The sequence below is a fragment of the Albidovulum inexpectatum genome, from assembly GCF_002927635.1.
In the GTDB taxonomy this organism is placed as follows: Bacteria; Pseudomonadota; Alphaproteobacteria; order Rhodobacterales; family Rhodobacteraceae; genus Albidovulum; species Albidovulum inexpectatum.
On the sequence record NZ_PRDS01000001.1, the window covers coordinates 409760 to 426798 of the forward strand.

Annotated in this window: 18 protein-coding genes, 1 tRNA gene and 1 riboswitch; of the genes, 13 read left to right on the forward strand and 6 right to left on the reverse strand. The window is 66.2% G+C overall.

The window, feature by feature from the left end:
• Positions 1–126 precede the first annotated feature (126 nt).
• The 6 genes from LV82_RS02115 to LV82_RS02140 all read left to right on the forward strand — a co-directional run bounded on the left by LV82_RS02115 (position 127) and on the right by LV82_RS02140 (position 4808).
• On the forward strand, positions 127–375 hold the full coding sequence (locus LV82_RS02115; RefSeq protein WP_104069033.1) for a hypothetical protein: 249 nt from the start codon (positions 127–129) through the stop codon (positions 373–375).
• 1 nt (position 376) lies between these two features.
• Positions 377–748 carry a hypothetical protein gene (locus LV82_RS02120; RefSeq protein WP_104069034.1) on the forward strand — a complete coding sequence of 124 codons (372 nt, stop codon included), beginning with the start codon at positions 377–379 and terminating at the stop codon, positions 746–748.
• Positions 741–1808, forward strand: a complete 1068-nt coding sequence (locus tag LV82_RS02125; RefSeq protein ID WP_104069035.1) for a sulfotransferase — start codon at positions 741–743, stop codon at positions 1806–1808. Before LV82_RS02120 ends, LV82_RS02125 begins: the two co-directional genes overlap by 8 nt.
• 108 nt (positions 1809–1916) lie before the next feature.
• Entirely contained in the window at positions 1917–3398 is a 1482-nt protein-coding gene (locus tag LV82_RS02130; RefSeq protein ID WP_104069036.1) for an AMP nucleosidase, read from the forward strand.
• Between the two features lie 139 nt (positions 3399–3537).
• The gene (locus tag LV82_RS02135; RefSeq protein ID WP_104069037.1) at positions 3538–3825 is read left to right on the forward strand and encodes an HU family DNA-binding protein; all 288 of its coding nucleotides are present in this window, start codon (positions 3538–3540) and stop codon (positions 3823–3825) included.
• An 89-nt stretch (positions 3826–3914) separates the two neighbouring features.
• Positions 3915–4808 (forward strand): DMT family transporter, encoded by an 894-nt coding sequence (locus LV82_RS02140; protein ID WP_104069038.1) that lies wholly within the window; start codon positions 3915–3917, stop codon positions 4806–4808.
• On the opposite strand, the gene aroC is transcribed toward LV82_RS02140, so the two are convergent.
• Positions 4757–5911, reverse strand: a complete 1155-nt coding sequence (aroC, locus tag LV82_RS02145; protein WP_104069039.1) for a chorismate synthase — start codon at positions 5909–5911, stop codon at positions 4757–4759. The genes LV82_RS02140 and aroC overlap by 52 nt on opposite strands.
• 105 nt (positions 5912–6016) lie before the next feature.
• Positions 6017–6125, forward strand: a riboswitch (TPP riboswitch).
• Between the two features lie 202 nt (positions 6126–6327).
• On the opposite strand from aroC, the gene thiB reads away from it, so the two are divergent.
• The 3 genes from thiB to thiQ are packed head-to-tail and all read left to right on the forward strand — an operon-like array spanning position 6328 to position 9552.
• Positions 6328–7326 (forward strand): thiamine ABC transporter substrate binding subunit, encoded by a 999-nt coding sequence (gene thiB / locus LV82_RS02150; RefSeq protein WP_104069040.1) that lies wholly within the window; start codon positions 6328–6330, stop codon positions 7324–7326.
• A complete protein-coding gene (locus tag LV82_RS02155) occupies positions 7302–8864 on the forward strand; it encodes a thiamine/thiamine pyrophosphate ABC transporter permease ThiP (protein ID WP_104069041.1) in 1563 nt (520 codons plus the stop codon). The genes thiB and LV82_RS02155 overlap by 25 nt, the downstream gene beginning before the upstream one ends.
• The gene (gene thiQ / locus LV82_RS02160) at positions 8857–9552 is read left to right on the forward strand and encodes a thiamine ABC transporter ATP-binding protein (protein WP_104069042.1); all 696 of its coding nucleotides are present in this window, start codon (positions 8857–8859) and stop codon (positions 9550–9552) included. The genes LV82_RS02155 and thiQ overlap by 8 nt, the downstream gene beginning before the upstream one ends.
• A 51-nt stretch (positions 9553–9603) precedes the next feature.
• Here the strand turns inward: thiQ and LV82_RS02165 are convergent, their stop codons facing one another.
• From LV82_RS02165 to dapF, 5 genes are all read right to left on the reverse strand, one after another.
• Complete coding sequence (locus tag LV82_RS02165) at positions 9604–10386, reverse strand: cytochrome c1 (RefSeq protein ID WP_104069296.1); 783 nt, start codon at positions 10384–10386, stop codon at positions 9604–9606.
• A 20-nt stretch (positions 10387–10406) separates the two neighbouring features.
• On the reverse strand, positions 10407–11729 hold the full coding sequence (petB, locus tag LV82_RS02170; RefSeq protein ID WP_104069043.1) for a cytochrome b: 1323 nt from the start codon (positions 11727–11729) through the stop codon (positions 10407–10409).
• An 11-nt stretch (positions 11730–11740) separates the two neighbouring features.
• Positions 11741–12307, reverse strand: coding sequence for a ubiquinol-cytochrome c reductase iron-sulfur subunit (petA, locus tag LV82_RS02175; protein ID WP_104069044.1), 567 nt, complete (start codon positions 12305–12307; stop codon positions 11741–11743).
• A 176-nt stretch (positions 12308–12483) separates the two neighbouring features.
• Complete coding sequence (gene mtaB, locus LV82_RS02180) at positions 12484–13737, reverse strand: tRNA (N(6)-L-threonylcarbamoyladenosine(37)-C(2))-methylthiotransferase MtaB (protein WP_104069045.1); 1254 nt, start codon at positions 13735–13737, stop codon at positions 12484–12486.
• Positions 13734–14573, reverse strand: a complete 840-nt coding sequence (gene dapF / locus LV82_RS02185) for a diaminopimelate epimerase (RefSeq protein WP_104069297.1) — start codon at positions 14571–14573, stop codon at positions 13734–13736. The genes mtaB and dapF overlap by 4 nt, the downstream gene beginning before the upstream one ends.
• A gap of 94 nt (positions 14574–14667) precedes the next feature.
• On the opposite strand from dapF, the gene LV82_RS02190 reads away from it, so the two are divergent.
• From LV82_RS02190 to LV82_RS02205, 4 genes are all read left to right on the forward strand, one after another.
• Positions 14668–14743 (forward strand) — tRNA-Lys (locus LV82_RS02190).
• Between the two features lie 79 nt (positions 14744–14822).
• Entirely contained in the window at positions 14823–15437 is a 615-nt protein-coding gene (locus tag LV82_RS02195) for a ribonuclease D (RefSeq protein WP_104069046.1), read from the forward strand.
• Positions 15418–16410, forward strand: a complete 993-nt coding sequence (locus LV82_RS02200; RefSeq protein ID WP_245873037.1) for a KpsF/GutQ family sugar-phosphate isomerase — start codon at positions 15418–15420, stop codon at positions 16408–16410. The genes LV82_RS02195 and LV82_RS02200 overlap by 20 nt, the downstream gene beginning before the upstream one ends.
• A 4-nt stretch (positions 16411–16414) precedes the next feature.
• The gene (locus LV82_RS02205) at positions 16415–17038 is read left to right on the forward strand and encodes an LPS export ABC transporter periplasmic protein LptC (RefSeq protein WP_104069047.1); all 624 of its coding nucleotides are present in this window, start codon (positions 16415–16417) and stop codon (positions 17036–17038) included.
• The last annotated feature ends 1 nt before the right edge of the window (position 17039 follow it).

Sequence of the window (17039 nt, forward strand, 5' to 3'; positions counted from 1 at the left end):
TGACCCATCGCTTGCCAAGCGCTGCCCACCATGCGCGGCGCAAATACCTGCCGAACGGAAGTCTTGGTGATTCGGGCCAAAATCTGGCATGGTCTTCGCATTAGGTGCAAAGGTGGGCTATTGATCATGTTTTCATTTCTTCGCTCGGGACGTGTCCTGCGTCCCGCTGTTGCGTTTGCTGGCGCCCTGATCGCGCCGTCGATGGCTGCGGCCTATATCGGTCCGGGCGTGGGTGCGGGGGCGATCGCGGCGGTGCTCGGCGTGATCGGGTCAGTCCTGCTGGCCGTCGTCGCGGTTCTGTACTACCCGATCAAGCGCATGCTGAAAGGGCGCAAGGGCAGCGCCCGCGCCGAGGCCAAGAAACCGGCCGAGTAGGATGGAATGGGTCCTGCTGATCGTCGCGGCCGTTCTTGCAAGTGAACTGATCCTGCGTCTTCCGGTTCTTGCCGAGATCCGGCGGGTTGCGGATTTCTCGCGCCGCGCCGGTCATGTGCTGCGCTCCTCGCGCATTTCGGATCATTGGAAGGAATGGGTGCTGCCGCGCTATGCCTGGCGCATCGGGCGCGGCTCGGTCCTGTTCCTTGCGATGCTGATGATCGCCCTGGCGCCGGTCGCGATGGTCGGCCTGCTGTATCCCGGCGGGCTTGCGGCCTGGAGCGTGGCGCTGATGCGTCCCGTGGCCATGGCGACGCTGTGCATCGTATCGCTGGGCTATATCTGGCTGCGCATCCGGGTGACCCATGCCTGAAGGGACCGCGGCGCGGGGCGCGCAGGCACCGACCTCGTCGGGGTATTCCGCGCTTGACCGGATGCTGCACCGCCTTGCGCTGGCCTCGCCCGCGCGGGCCGAGATGCTGCATGACATCGAGCGCGCGGCATTCCTGAAGAGCGCGCCGCCGGATTCGGGCAACCACGTCTTCGTCACCGGTCTTGCCCGCGCCGGGACCACCATCCTGATGCGCGAGATCCATGCCACGGGCGCGTTCGGGTCGCTGACCTATGCCGACATGCCCTTTGTCCTGGCGCCGAATCTCTGGGCGCGCCTGCGCAGATCAAGCGCCCGCCCCGCGCATCGGGCCGAGCGCGCCCATGGCGACGGCATCGAGGTCGGCACCGACAGCCCCGAGGCGCTGGACGAGGTATTCTGGCGCGTCTTCGACGGGCGGGCCTATATCCGGCCCGACGGGCTTGTGCCGCATGCCCCCGGGCCCGACCTGATTCACGCTTATTCCGACCTGGTCCGCCTGATCCTGCGTCGCACCGGCAAGAGCCGCTATGTCTGCAAGAACAACAACCTGATCCTTCGGCTTCCGGCCCTGGCATCCGCCATGCCCAGGGCGCATTTCCTGATCCCGCTGCGCCACCCGCTTGACCATGCGGCGAGTCTCTTGCGGCAACATCGGCGATTTGCCCGGGCCGACGCCTTCACGCGCGACTACATGACATGGCTTGGTCATCACGAATTCGGAGCAACCCACCGCCCGTTCGTCTTTGGTCGCGCACCACGCGGGAACCCCGAGCATCTCGACTACTGGCTGGACCTGTGGATCCTTGCGCATCGGTCGCTGGCAGAGGTCGAACGGGCGCAGGACAGTGTCCTGTTCGTTCCGCATGAGCGGCTGGCCTCCGATCCCGGCCTGTGGCAACGCCTGGCCCGAAGGATCGAGGCAACCCCCGGCCCCGCGCGCGAGCTTCGCCCCCGCTCCGGCCAGCCCGGAGAGACGGGCCGCGCGCTTCCCCATGACCCCGCACTTGCCGAAACGGCCGAGGCGCTTCACGACGCATTGCTGCAACGCGCCATCGCCTGAGCGGTCGCGCCCCGGCATGCGGTCGCTTGCGAGACCGCGCAAGTTCTGGCACCAATCCACGACCCCGCGCGTCCACACGCGCCTTTCGAACGACAGGAGCCCTTGCCGATGCACGCTGACGGCCAGCTTCCCGTGCTGACACCGCCGACCACCCCGGCCGAGGCCTTCATGGATGCCACGGCGGCCGTGGACCGGCTCGAACAACTCTATTCCCAGGCCACCGCGTTCCTGGTCGAACAATTCTCGCGGGTCGTGCGTGGCGGCAAGCCCGACACCCGAATCCGCGCCTTCTATCCCGAAGTGCGCATCACCACGACCAGCCATGCCAAGGCCGACAGCCGGCTCAGCTTCGGCCATGTCCCGGTGCCCGGCACCTACTCGGCCACGATCACCCGGCCGGACCTGTTCCGCAACTACCTCATCCAGCAGCTTTCCCTGCTGATCCGCAACCACGGTGTCCCGATCACGGTGGGCCCGTCCGGCACGCCGATCCCGGTCCACTTCGCGGTAGCGAACAATCCCGACATCACGGTGCCGCAGGAAGGCGTGCTGGACTTCCCGCTGCGCGACGTCTTCGACGTGCCGGATCTGTCCACGACCAACGATGACATCGTGAACGGAACGGCGGCCCCGAATCCCGATGGATCGGGGCATCTTGCGCCATTCACCGCCCAGCGTGTGGATTATTCGCTGGCCCGGCTGGCGCATTACACCGCCACCGCGCCCGAGCATTTCCAGAACCACGTCCTGTTCACGAACTATCAGTTCTACGTGGACGAGTTCGAGGCCTTCGCCCGCCGCGCGCTGGCCGATCCGAATTCGGGCTACACGTCCTTTGTCGCGCCCGGCAACCACGAGATCACCACCCCGGACGGCGAGATTCCGCTGCTTCCGCGCATGCCGCAGATGCCGTCCTACCATCTCAAGCGCGAGGGCGGGCAGGGCATCACGCTGGTCAATATCGGCGTGGGACCGTCGAACGCCAAGACCGCGACCGACCATATCGCCGTCCTGCGCCCCCATGCCTGGCTGATGGTCGGCCATTGCGCCGGCCTGCGCAACAGCCAGTCGCTGGGCGATTTCGTTCTGGCCCATGCCTATCTGCGCGAGGACAAGGTCCTGGACGACGACCTGCCTGTCTGGGTCCCGATCCCCGCCCTGGCCGAGATCCAGATCGCCCTGCAGGAGGCCGTGGCCGAGGTCGCCAAGGTCGAGGGCTTCGAACTCAAGCGCATCATGCGCACGGGCACCGTCGCCACGGTGGACAACCGCAACTGGGAGCTGCGGGACCAGGCCGGACCGGTGCACCGGCTCAGCCTGTCCCGGGCGATCGCGCTGGACATGGAAAGCGCGACCATCGCCGCGAACGGGTTCCGCTTCCGCGTTCCCTATGGCACGCTTCTGTGCGTGTCCGACAAGCCGCTGCACGGCGAACTGAAGCTGCCCGGCATGGCCACCGAATTCTATCGCCAGCAGGTCGGCCGGCACCTTCTGATCGGGATTCGCGCGATGGAACGGCTGCGCGAAATGCCGCTGGAACGCATTCACAGCCGCAAGCTGCGCAGCTTCGAGGAGACGGCCTTCCTCTGATCCAGCACACTTGCAAAAAAACGTGCCGAAAAGGGCAAAAATGCTTGCCTAGACCCACGAAAACTTGTGTAGCAACACAATATCACGCCTGAATGTGAACAATGACCCCAACGGACGGGGCACAGTGAGGGAGACAGACATGTCCAAACCGATGACCAAGACCCAGCTCGTGGCGGCACTGGCCGAAGAAATGGGCGCAGACAAGAAGACCGCCTCGGCCGCGCTGGACGCGATCACCGCGGTCATCACGCGCGAAGTTGCCTCGGGCGGGGCAGTGACGATTCCGGGCATCGGCAAGTTCCAGTGCCGCGAGCGGCCCGAGCGCCAGGTCCGCAACCCGGCCACGGGCGAAACCATGACCAAGCCGGCCGACAAGGTCGTCAAGGTTTCGATCGCAAAGGCCCTGAAGGACAGCATCAACGGCTGACCGGTCTGCCGGCTGCCACCGGCAGGAAAGGGCCGCCCCGGCAACGGGCGGCCCTTCTTCATTCCAGCCTCGCTTGAAGGTGACGACCAATGGATCTGCGCGCGGTAGTGATGGGGCTGTCCTTTGCCCTGATGTGGTCCTCGGCCTTCACCTCGGCGCGCATGATCGTGGCCGATGCCCCGCCATTGGCCGCGCTGTCACTGCGCTTTCTGATCTCGGGGCTGATCGGCGTGGCAATTGCCCGCGCGATCGGCCAGAGCTGGCATCTGACCCGTCCGCAATTGCGCGGCGTCCTGATCTTCGGCCTGTGCCAGAATGCGATCTATCTGGGCCTGAACTTCGTCGCGATGCAATGGGTCGAGGCCTCGGTCGCCGCGATCATTGCCTCGACCATGCCGCTTCTGGTGGCGGTCCTTGGCTGGCTTGCGCTGGGACAGCGGCTGCGCCCTCTTGGCGTCGGGGGGCTAGTCCTGGGCTTTGCGGGTGTCGCCCTGATCATGGGGGGGCGCGTGTCCGGCGCCGTCGATCCGGCCGGCGTGGCGCTGTGCGTGGTCGCGGCGCTTGCGCTGGCCGTCGCGACGCTGGCCGTGCGCGGGGCGGCATCGGGCGGCAACGTGCTGATGAGCGTGGGCCTGCAGATGTTCGTCGGAGCCGCAATTCTGGGCCTTGCCTCGGTCGTGACCGAAACTTGGCAGGTCAACTGGTCGGCCCGGCTGATCGGCGCCTTTGCCTATACCACCCTTGTTCCGGGACTTCTGGCGACCTGGGTCTGGTTCCGGCTGGTCGATCGCGTAGGCGCGGTACGTGCCGCGACGTGGCACTTTCTGAACCCCTTTTTCGGTGTGCTGGTCGCCGCGGTTCTGTTGGGCGAAAGACTGACCCTGACCGACATGATCGGTGTTGCGATCATCGCGGCGGGCATCCTGGCGGTTCAGGTCTCGCGGCTGGAGCCGGGAAAGGCGTCGCTGTCGGCTCGGGCCTGAGGCCCGATGACACCGCGCCGCCCGCCCGTCTGCGCCCGGTCCAGCAGCAGATGATCCAGGATCACGCAGGCCATCATGGCCTCGCCCACCGGCACGGCGCGAATGCCGACACAGGGGTCATGACGGCCCTTGGTGACGATCTCGGTCTCTTCGCCCGTCACGGTGATCGTGCGGCGCGGCGTCAGGATCGACGAGGTCGGCTTGACGGCAAAGCGCACGACCACGTCCTGTCCGGTTGAAATACCGCCCAGGATGCCGCCGGCATGGTTCGATCCATAGACCGGCCCTCCGTCGGGGCCCATCGTGATTTCGTCGGCATTCTCGATGCCGGTCAGCTCGGCCGCGCCCATGCCCGCGCCGATCTCGACCCCCTTGACCGCGTTGATCGACATCATCGCGGCGGCAAGATCGGTATCCAGCTTGCCATAGACGGGCGCGCCCAGTCCGGGCGGCACGCCCTGCGCCACGACCTCGATCACCGCGCCGACGGAATTGCCGGACTTGCGCAGCTCGTCCAGATGCGCGGCCCAGATCGCGGCCGCATTGGCATCGGGGCACCAGAAGGGGTTGCGCTCGATCTCGGCCATGTCGAACCGGTCGCGGTCGGCCTTGAGCCGCCCCATCTGCACCATGTAGCCGGTGATCTTCAGATCCGGCAACAGATGACGCAGCACGGCCCGCGCGACGCCCCCCGCGGCAACCCGCGCCGCAGTCTCGCGCGCCGAGGACCGGCCGCCGCCGCGCGGGTCGCGGATGCCGTATTTCTGCCAATAGGTGATGTCGGCATGGCCGGGGCGAAAGCGCGCCGCGATCTGGGAATAATCCTTGGACCGCTGGTCGGTATTCTCGATCATCAGCTGGATCGGTGTCCCGGTCGTGCGGCCCTCGAAGACGCCCGACAGGATGCGAACCGCATCGGGTTCGCGCCGCTGCGTGGTGAACCGGTTCTGGCCGGGCTTTCGGCGGTCCAGCCAATGCTGCAGCATGGCCTCGTCGATCTCGACGCCCGGCGGGCAGCCATCGACGACCGCACCCAGCGCGGGCCCATGGCTTTCGCCCCAGGTCGTCACACGAAACAGATGTCCGAAGGTGTTCAGGCTCATGCGCGCTCCCCTTTCCGTGGGGCATAGCCGAGCGCGCGCCCGCGCTCAAGCCTTGGCGGCGGACAGGCGCCCCTTGCGACCGTCCCTGCGGCGGGCTAACCTTGCGCGTGGACCTCGGGGTGTCCCGGCACGGCGCCGGGACTGAGACGCGAACGCGAACCCGTCGAACCTGAACCGGCTAGCACCGGCGGAGGGAAAGGTCAGGCCGAATGGCCGGATCCATCTCCGCCCGCAACCAGCGGAGGACGCGAGATGAGACCTTCTTCTGACACGGTTGGCGGGACTGGCGCAGGAAATGCGCCCCGCGGGGCGCGAACATTCTTGCGCGGACCGGCCGACCCGGCTTGCGGCGCGGGTTTGCCAGGGGCGCGATCGCAACCGAGAGCCATTCATCATCACCACAGCGAGATCGTCCCATGACACGCCATTTCCTTCTTGCCGGCCTTGCCTTTGGCCTGTCCGCCCTTGGCGCGGCGGCCCAGGATCGCCCGGTCCTGACCGTCTATACCTATGACAGCTTCGTGTCCGACTGGGGGCCCGGCCCGCAGATCGAAGCCGCCTTTGAAGAGACCTGCAATTGCGATCTGCGTTTCGAGGCCGCGGGCGACGGCGCCGCGCTTCTGTCGCGCATATTGCTGGAAGGCGAGGGTTCGGAAGCCGACATCGTCCTGGGTCTGGACACCAACCTGACCGCGCAGGCCGCGCAAAGCGGCTTGTTCGCGCCGCATGGCCATGACGACGTGGCACTGGACCTGCCGATCGAATGGAACGACCCGATCTTCCTGCCCTATGACTGGGGCTGGTTCGCCTTTGTCTTCGACCGCAACCGCGTGGCGCAACCGCCCGTAAGCTTCGAAGACCTCGCCCGCTCGGACCTGAAGATCGTCATCCAGGACCCGCGCTCCTCGACCCCGGGACTGGGCCTTCTGTTGTGGGTCAAGGCGGCCTATGGCGAACGCGCCGGAGAAATCTGGCAGGCTCTGGCCGACAATATCGTGACCGTCACTCCGGGCTGGTCCGAAGCCTATGGTCTGTTTCTCGAGGGCGAGGCCGACATGGTGCTGTCCTACACGACCTCGCCAGCCTATCACCTGATCGCCGAGGGCGACGACAGCAAGGCCGCGGCCCCGTTCGAGGAAGGCCACTACATGCAGGTCGAGGTCGCGGCCAGACTGGCCCGGACCGATCAGCCCGAACTGGCCGATGCCTTCCTGGATTTCATGCTGTCGGACGCCTTCCAGTCGGTCATCCCCGAAACCAACTGGATGTATCCCGCACGGCGGCCCGAATCAGGCCTGCCCGAGGGATTTTCGACTCTCATCCAGCCCGCGCGCAGCCTGCTTCCGTCACCCGACGAGGCCGCCGCAATCCGCGATGAGGCCCTTGCCGAATGGCAAGCCGCGCTCAGCCGATAGAGCCCTGGATCAGGGCCGCCGCAAGCATTGCCGCGGCCCTGGTCGCCATCTTGACGCTTGGCACGCTGGCCGCCGTCGCGCGGCGGGCCGAAGGCCTTGGCGGGCTGGGATCCGCCGATTGGGCGGCATTGCGCTTCACGATCATGCAGGCGGGCCTGTCAGCGGCGCTGAGCGTGGCACTGGCCGTTCCGGTCGCCCGCGCCCTTGCCCGGCGGCGATTCCCCCTGCGAAGGCTCTTGATCACGGCCCTTGGGGCGCCATTCATCCTGCCCGTCATCGTCGCCGTTCTGGGCATTCTGGCTGTCTTTGGCCGATCGGGTATCGTGAACGACATCCTGGCGAGCGTCGGCTTGCAACGCATCTCGATCTACGGGCTTTGGGGGGTGGTCCTGGCCAATGTGTTCTTCAACCTGCCCTTTGCCGTCCGCCTGTTCCTGCAGGGCTGGGCCGAGATCCCGGCCGAGCGTTTTCGCCTGGCCGCAAGCCTGGGATTTTCGCCGCGCGATGTCGCCCGTCACCTGGAATGGCCGATGCTGCGGTCGCGCGCGCCGGGAGCCTTTGCGACGATCTTCCTGATCTGCCTGACCAGCTTTGCGATCGCGCTGACCCTGGGGGGCGGGCCGCGGGCGACGACGATCGAACTTGCCATCTATCAGGCCTTCCGTTTCGATTTCGATCTTGGGCGGGCCGCGACTCTGGCCGCGCTGCAATTGGCGCTCTGTGCGCTGACGGCGCTTGCCGCGGCGCGGTTCACCCTGCCCAGCGGGCATGGCGCGGGCCTGGATCGGACCGTCTGGCGCTGGGACGCCGATCGGTGGCTGTCGCGGATCACCGACGGTCTGGTGATCGTCGCCGCGGTCGCGTTCCTGTTGACGCCGCTCGGGGCGGTCATCGCGCGCGGACTGCCCGCGCTGGGAGATCTGCCCGCGCCGGTATGGAAGGCTGCCGGACGGTCTCTGGCCGTCGCCCTGATCTCGACCGGGCTGACGGTGGCCATGGCGCTGCCCATGGCACTGGCGCTTGCCGCACGGCGCCCCCCACGCGGGCTCGAGACCATCGGGATGCTGCCGCTCGCGACATCCTCTCTGGTGATCGGGACGGGATTGTTCCTGATGCTGCGGCCGGTTGTCTCGCCGTCCGATCTGGCTCTGCCGGTGACGGTCGCGGTGAATGCCGTCATGGCGCTGCCGTTCTGCCTGCGGGTGCTTGTTCCCCCGGCGCGCGAGCTGGCGGGCGGGTTCGGTCGGCTGGCCGATTCCCTTGACATGCGCGGCTGGGCGCGGCTGCAACACCTGACCCTGCCGCGCCTGCGCGCGCCGCTGGGGTTCGCCGCGGGGCTGACCGCCGCGCTGTCGATGGGAGATCTGGGCGTGATCGCGCTGTTTGCCGATCAGGACAGCGCGACATTGCCGCTGCAGCTGTACCGCCTGATGGGGGCCTATCGCATGGATCAGGCCGCAGGCGCCGCCGTCCTGTTGCTGGCGCTGTCTTTTGCCCTGTTCTGTCTGTTCGATCGAGGAGCGCGTGGCCATGCTTGAGCTGGACCAGATCGAAATCGAACAGGACGGCTTTCGGCTATGCGCTGACCTGGCTGTCCCGCGCGGCCAGAAGACGGCGGTCATCGGTCCTTCGGGGGCGGGAAAATCCACACTGCTGTCTGCCATTGCCGGGTTCATCGCGCCTTGCGCGGGCCGGATCCTGTGGGAGGGGCGCGATATCACGGGACTGCCGCCGGGACAGCGCCCCATGTCGATCCTCTTTCAGGACCAGAACCTGTTCCCGCATCTTTCGGTCGCGCGGAACGTCGCTCTTGGTCTGCGGCCGGACCTGAAACTGTCGCGCCTGGAATGGGATCGCGTGGACGAGGCGCTGCGCCGGGTGGGACTGACCGGGCTTCAGGACCGAAAGCCCGGCACTTTGTCGGGCGGACAGCAAAGCCGTGTCGCCCTGGCCCGCGCGCTGATCCAGGCACGACCCCTGATGCTGCTGGATGAACCCTTTTCGGCGCTGGGACCCGCCCTGAAAACCGAGATGCTGGACCTTGTCGCCGGGATTGCCGATGAAACCGAAGCAAGCGTTCTGATGGTCAGCCACGATCCGGCGGATGCGCTGCGGTTTGCCAGCCACACGATCCTTGTCGCCGATGGGCGCGCCCTGCCACCGCGGGATACCGGGGAATTGCTGAACGATCCGCCGCCCGCGCTTGCGGCCTATCTTGGGAAATGAAAACGCGCCCCGGTCGGGGGCGCGTTCCGTTATTGTCATGTCAGCCCGGGCTCAGGCCTTTTTCTTGCCCTTGTGCGGTGCCCACAGCTTCTTGTTCGTCAGATACAGAAGCACCGTCAGCAGGCCCAGGAACAGAACGGCGGTAAAGCCCGCGCGCTTGCGTTCCATCATCTTGGGTTCGGCGGCCCAGGTCAGGAAGGCCGCCACGTCCTTGGCCATGTGATGCAGGTCGTTGGGGCTGCCATCGGCGAATTCCACCTGGCCATCGGCCAGCGGCGGGGCCATCGCGATCAGCCCCCCGGCGAACGCCTTGTTTTCGTAGAAGGTCGTGCCGGCCTGTTCGACCTCTTCACCGGTATAGCCGGTCAGGATCGAATAGATGTACTCTGGTCCGCCGATACCGCGGATCAGCTGATTGATGCCCGTGCCGTAAGGGCCATGGAAGCCCGCGCGCGCCTTGGCCATCAGGCTGAGATCGGGCGCATTCTCCAGCGACGAGGGCGGGAAGTGATCGTTCGGCGTGGCCTCGCGCTCTTCCCCGGTTTCCTTGTCGATGACGGTGAACTGCCTGGCATAGGCCCGAACCTGGTCTTCGGGCAGGTGCGGTCCGCCTTCGTCGGCCAACGTCCGGATCGGAACGTATTTCAGCCCGTGGCAGGCCGAGCAGACCTCGGTATAGATCTGAAGGCCGCGCTGCAGCTGATGTTCGTCGAACTTCCCGAACGGGCCTTCGAACGAAAAGGCCACGTCCTCGGTATGGCCGCCTTCGGCACCAAGCGCCGCCCCGGACAGGGCAACAACCGACACGGCTGCGACAGCAAGTTTTCTCAGCATCTCGATCATTCCTTTCCGGATCACTCGGCCGGGGTGCCCTGGGCGCCGTAATGCGCGTTGAAGTCTTCCTCGATCGTCGCGGGCTGGGGCAGCGGCTTCTCGATGACCCCCAGGATCGGCAGGATCACCAGGAAGTACACGAACCAGTACGTCGCCCCGATCAGCGAGATCCAGGTATAGATCCCTTCGGCCGGCATGGCGCCCACCCACATCAGGACGATGAAATCGACCACCAGCAGGAAGAACCACCACTTGAACATCGGGCGATAGCGGCCCGAACGCACCCGCGAGGTATCCAGCCACGGCGCCAGCGCCATGACCGCGATCGCGCCGAACATCGCAAGGACCCCGAAGAACTTGGCGTCAACGATGCCGAAGGTCAGCCAGTTCACCAGGATGACGATCCAGACATCCGAGGTGAAGGCGCGCAGGATCGCGTAGAACGGCAGGAAGTACCATTCGGGCACGATATGCGCGGGCGTCGCCAGCGGGTTGGCCTCGATATAGTTGTCGGGATGGCCCAGATAGTTCGGCATGAAGCCGACCACGGCAAAGAACACGGTCAGGACCACGCCCAGCGCGAAGAGATCCTTCATCACGAAGTAGGGCCAGAACGGCAGGGTGTCCTTCCTGGCCTCTTCCTTGCTGGTGCGGCGCACCTCCACCCCGGTCGGGTTGTTGTTGCCCGTGGTGTGGAAGGCCCAGATATGCAGAACAACCAGCGCCGCGATCACGAAGGGCAGCAGGTAGTGCAGCGCGAAGAAGCGGTTCAGCGTGGCATTGTCCACCGCCGGCCCGCCCAGCAGCCAGGTCTGGATCGCGTCGCCGATGCCCGGAATGGCACCGAACAGGCCCGTGATGACCGTCGCGCCCCAGAACGACATCTGCCCCCAGGGCAGGACGTAGCCCATGAAGGCCGTGCCCATCATCGCCAGCAGGATCAGGATCCCGATGATCCAGGTGACTTCGCGCGGCTCCTTGTACGAGCCGTAGTACAGCCCCCGGAAGATGTGCAGATAGACGGCAACGAAGAACAGTGATGCGCCGTTGGCATGCAGATAGCGCAGCAGGTGGCCGCCATTCACGTCACGCATGATATGTTCGACGCTGGCGAAGGCCAGATCGACATGCGGGGTATAGTGCATTGCCAGGGCGATGCCCGTCGCGATCTGCAGAACCAGACAGAAGGTCAGGACGATGCCCCAGATCCACATCCAGTTCAGGTTCTTCGGCGTCGGGATCATCAGCGTGTCGTAAGCCAGCGCGACGATCGGCAGCCGCCGGTGCAGCCATTTCTCGAACGCCGACTTCGGCTCGTAGTGGTCGTGCGGAATACCAGCCATTGTCAGCCCCCTCAGCCGAGTTTGATCGTGTTTTCGTCAATGAAGGCCGCGACCGGAACGTGCAGGTTCTGCGGCGCGGGGCCCTTGCGGATACGGCCCGACGGATCGTAGTGCGAGCCATGGCAGGGGCAGAACCACCCGCCGAAATCGCCCGCGCCATCGCCAAGCGGCACGCAGCCCAGATGGGTGCACACACCCATCTCGACCAGCCATTCGGGGCGTTCGGGATCGATCAGGCGGTTTTCGTCGGTTGCCGGCGCGTCGGCGGGCAGGTTGGCGTTGCGGGCCAGCGGATCGACCAGATCCGACAGCTCGACGGCGCGCGCGGCCTCAATCTCTTCCTGCGTGCGGCGCCGGATGAAGACGGGCTTGCCGCGCCACTTGACCGTCAGCTGGGTGCCGACCTCGACACCGGAAATATCGACAAAGATCGAGCTGAGCGCCTGAACGTCAGCCGAGGGGTTCATCTGATCGACAAGGGTCCAGACGGCGGCGCCAGTGGCGACCGTGCCCGCCCCAGCCGTGGCATAATAGAGGAAATCCCTCCGGGTGCCTGCGTGTTCTTCTGCGTGGGACACGAGATCTTCTCCCTTCTGCGACCGTCATTCCGGCCGTGCAACGAACGGGCCGCAGTTTCCCGCAGCCTTTCCCGCGCGGTTATTAGCCGTCATTTCCCGGCCAGTCCAGCGGACAATCGGGCGCAGCAATGCGCAATGTGACGCGCCTGCACCAGCGGTCGGGCTGCGCCGGGGCTTCAGACCGTCAGGCGCGCGCCGTCATGGCCACCGATCGTGGCGGTGACGATCGCGCCTTCGGGCTGGTCGCTGGCGAAGGCAACCTCGGTGAACTGTTCGGTACGCCCGATTCGCGGCCCCTCGGTCAGAATGCGATGGGTACGGCCGATCTGTGCGTCCAGGTGACGCTGAAGCGCCGCCTGCCCCGCGGCGCGCAGCCGCGCGGCGCGTTCGCGGATCAGCGCCTTGGCGACCTGCGGCATCCGCGCTGCGGGTGTTCCCTTGCGCGGGCTGAAGGGGAAGACATGCAGGAAGATCAGGCCGCATTCCTCGACCAGCCGCAGGGAGTTTTCGAACATCGCCTCGGTTTCGGTGGGAAAGCCCGCGATGATGTCGGCGCCAAAGACGATGTCGGGGCGCAACCGCCGCGCCTCCTCGCAGAAACGGATCGCGTCGTCGCGCAGATGGCGGCGCTTCATCCGCTTCAGGATCAGGTCGTCGCCATGCTGCAGCGACAGGTGCAGGTGCGGCATCAGGCGCGGTTCGGTGGCGATGGCCAGCATCAGGTTTTCGTCGGCCTCGATCGAGTCGATCGAGGAAATGCGCAGGCGCGCCAGATCCGGCACAAGCCGCAGGATGCGCATGACCAGATCGCCCAGGCGCGGGCTTCCGGGCAGATCCGCGCCCCAGCTGGTCAGGTCCACGCCGGTCAGCACGACTTCCTGAAAGCCGCGATCGACCAGCCGCCGGATCTGCTCGACCACCACGCCGGCGGGAACCGAACGGGAATTGCCACGACCATACGGAATGATGCAGAAGGTGCAGCGGTGATCGCAGCCGTTCTGGACCTGCACATAGGCCCGGTGCCGGCCGAACCCGTCGATCAGGTGACCGGCGGTTTCCTTCACCGACATGATGTCGTCGACCATGATCTTCTCGGTCTGGCCGATCAGATCGGGAGCCGAAAGCGTGTTCCATGTTTCGGGCCGCATCTTTTCGGCATTGCCGACGACGCGGGTCACCTCGGGCATGGCGGCAAAGGTGTCGGGCTCGGTCTGGGCCGCACAGCCGGTGACGATGACCGGAACGCCGGGATTCTCGCGGGCAAGCCGGCGAATCTCCTGCTTGGCCTTGCGCACGGCCTCGGCGGTGACGGCGCAGGTATTGACCACGACCGCGCCATCCAGCCCGGCCTGCTGGGCCAGTTCCTTCATCGCCTCGGTTTCATAGGCGTTCAGGCGGCAACCAAGGGTCGAGAAGATCGGCGCGCTCATTCCACCTGCTCCATGAATTCGGCCGTCAGCCGGCCGTCAAAGACATGGGCGGTGGGCCCGGCCATCCAGACGCCATCATCGCGCCAGTCGATCTCGAGCCGCCCACCGTCGAGGTCCAGCACCACGCGCCGTCCTGTCAGACCGCGCAGATGCGCCGCGACCGCCGTGGCACAGGCCCCCGATCCGCAGGCCAGGGTGATCCCGGTGCCACGTTCCCACACGCGCATGCGCAGATGGTTCGGGCCAAGAAGGCTGGCGAATTCCACATTGGTGGCCTGAGGAAACAGCGGGTGGCGCTCGATCCCGGGACCCTCATCGGCAGGATCGATCGCGTCCGCATCCTCGACAAAGAAGACGCAATGCGGATTGCCCATGCCGATGGCGGCGGGGTCGCCAGCGATCGGCAGATGCAGCAGATCGACCTCGTGCGACAGGGGCACCTTGCGCCAGTCGAGGATCGGGTCGCCCATATTGACCTCGACCAGACCATCCACGCGGCGGCGCGCGGACAATTCGCCACGCTCGGTGACAAAGCACACCTGCCCCGCGCCTGTCTCGCGCAGGATCATGTCGGCCACGCAGCGCGAGGCATTGCCGCAAGCCCCCGCGCGCGAGCCGTCGGAATTCCAGAACTCCAGCGCGTAATCGGCGTCCGCGGCATCCAGGATCTCGGCCAGCTGGTCGAAGCCCACGCCGCGATGGCGGTCGCCCAGCGCACGCGCAAGCCCGGTCGTGACCACGCTGCCGCGCCCACGCGAGTCGATGATAACAAAGTCGTTCCCCGCGCCATGCATCTTGCGAAAGGTCAGGCCGGGGCTGTGTCCTGCGTCTGTCATGCGCGCCATATACGCCCCGGATCGGAAATTTGCCAGAGAGACCGATTTTGGCCTTGACCACCCCGCCGTGGATTCATAAAGAGGCGCCCGTGGCGGGCCCGTAGCTCAGTTGGTAGAGCAACTGACTTTTAATCAGTGGGTCACAGGTTCGAATCCTGTCGGGCTCACCACTGTTTCCCCAAATGACGGCATGTTGCGCGCCCGGCGCTGACGCGCTATTGCGCCCCTGATCTGACAAGGGGGCCATGGATGGCACATCACCTGCATATCGGCGACCTGCCTGACGGGCTTGATCTTGGGCCGGTCGTCGCGATCGACACCGAAACCATGGGTCTGGACCCACGCCGCGACCGGCTTTGCGTCGTACAGCTGTCCTCGGGCAATGGCGAGGCGCATCTGGTCCAGATCGCGCGCGGCCAGACCCGCGCCCCGAATCTCGAGCGTCTGCTGACCGATCCCGGCGTGCTGAAGCTGTTTCACTTCGCGCGGTTCGACATCGCCGCGCTGAAGAACGCCTTTGGCGTGACGACTGCCCCGGTCTATTGCACCAAGATCGCCTCGAAGCTCGTGCGCACCTATACGGACCGGCACGGGCTGAAATTCCTGCTGCAGGAGCTGTTGGGAATCGACATCTCGAAACAGCAGCAGATGTCGGACTGGGGCGCCGAGACGCTGAGCGAGGCCCAGATCGACTATGCCGCGTCGGACGTGCTGTATCTGCACCGCCTGAAGGCCGAGCTGGATGCCCGCCTGGAGCGTGAAGGTCGCACCGGGCTTGCGCAGGCCTGCTTCGACTTCCTGCCGACGCGTGCGACCCTGGATCTTCTGGGATGGGATGATGCCCGTGACATCTTCATGCACTGAGCCCTCTGGCGACCGCGAAAGGTTCCTTGCCACCGCGCGCCGGGTGATCGAGATCGAGGCGCGCGGCCTGGCGGCTCTGGCCGACAGCCTTGGCGACAGCTTCTCGGCCGCGATCGACCTGATCCTGAAGGCGCGGGGCCGCGTGATCGTCTCGGGCATGGGCAAGTCGGGACATGTCGGGCGCAAGATCGCGGCGACGCTTGCTTCGACCGGCACGCCCGCGCAGTTCGTGCATCCGGCCGAGGCCAGCCATGGCGATTTGGGCATGGTGACCGAATCGGACGTGGCGCTGGTCCTGTCCAATTCGGGCGAGACGCCCGAACTGTCCGACATCATCGCCCATACGCGGCGCTTCTCGATCCCGCTGATCGGCGTCGCCAGCCGGCCCGAATCGACCCTTCTGCGGCAATCCGACGTGGCAATCGTCCTGCCGCGCGCCGAAGAGGCTTGTGGCCAGGGGATCGTACCCACGACCTCGACCACGATGACGCTTGCCCTGGGCGACGCGATCGCCGTGGCGCTGATGGAGCATCGCCGCTTCACGCCCGAACATTTCCGCACCTTCCATCCGGGCGGCAAGCTGGGCGCGCGGCTATTGAAGGTCGCCGATCTGATGCATGTCGGCGAGGCGCTGCCGCTGGTCGGCGAAGCCACTCCGATGACCGACACGCTGGTCGAAATGAGCCGCAAGGGCTTTGGCGTGGTGGGTGTGACCAATACCGAGGGCCGGCTGGTGGGGATCATCACCGATGGCGACCTTCGGCGTCACATGCAGGGCCTGCTGGAACGCAGCGCGGCCGAAGTGATGACCCGCGATCCGCGCACCGTCGCGCCCGATGCGGTTGCCGAGACGGCTGTCGCGATCATGCGCGAACGACGGATCACCTGCCTTTTCGTCGTTTCGCCCGATGGACCGGGCCGGCCCGAGGGCTTGCTGCACATTCACGACTGTCTGCGCGCGGGCGTGGTGTAACGCCATGGCACGGCCGGACAATCCGCATTCCCGGCTGGTATTCTGGCTGAAGATCGCCCTGCCCCTGGTGGCGCTGGCGCTTCTATCCTCGATGTTCCTGCTGGCGCGCAGCCCGCAGCGCGGAACCCCGCCACCAGTTTCGCCCGAGGAGCTGGCCGCGCTGATCCGCGAGCAGCGCCTGCGCAATCCCGAATATGCCGGCGTGACCAAGGACGGCGCCGCCCTGCGCGTCTCGGCCGATCTGGCGCGGGCGCCGGGCGGTGGCGGTGCCGGCCAGTCAGCGCCGTCCGAGGCCAGCGCCGAAGGTGTTGCGGCCGATTACGCGCTTCCCGATGGACGGCACATCACCATCCTGGCGGGGCAGGCCCTGATGGACCGCGCCGACAGGGTCCTGCGCATGGCCGAAGGCGTCGAGATCGTGACCAGCACGGCCTGGCGGCTGACCACCCAGACGCTTCAGGCCGCGCTGGACCGCACGCGGCTGGTCTCGGACGGATTGGTCCAGGCCGAAGCCCCGTTCGGCACCCTGACGGGAGGAAGAATGGAGATCCGGCGCGAAGGCGAGACATATCTTCTGGTCTTCACCGACGGGGTGAAGCTGATATACCAACCTCGTAAACAGGAGTGAT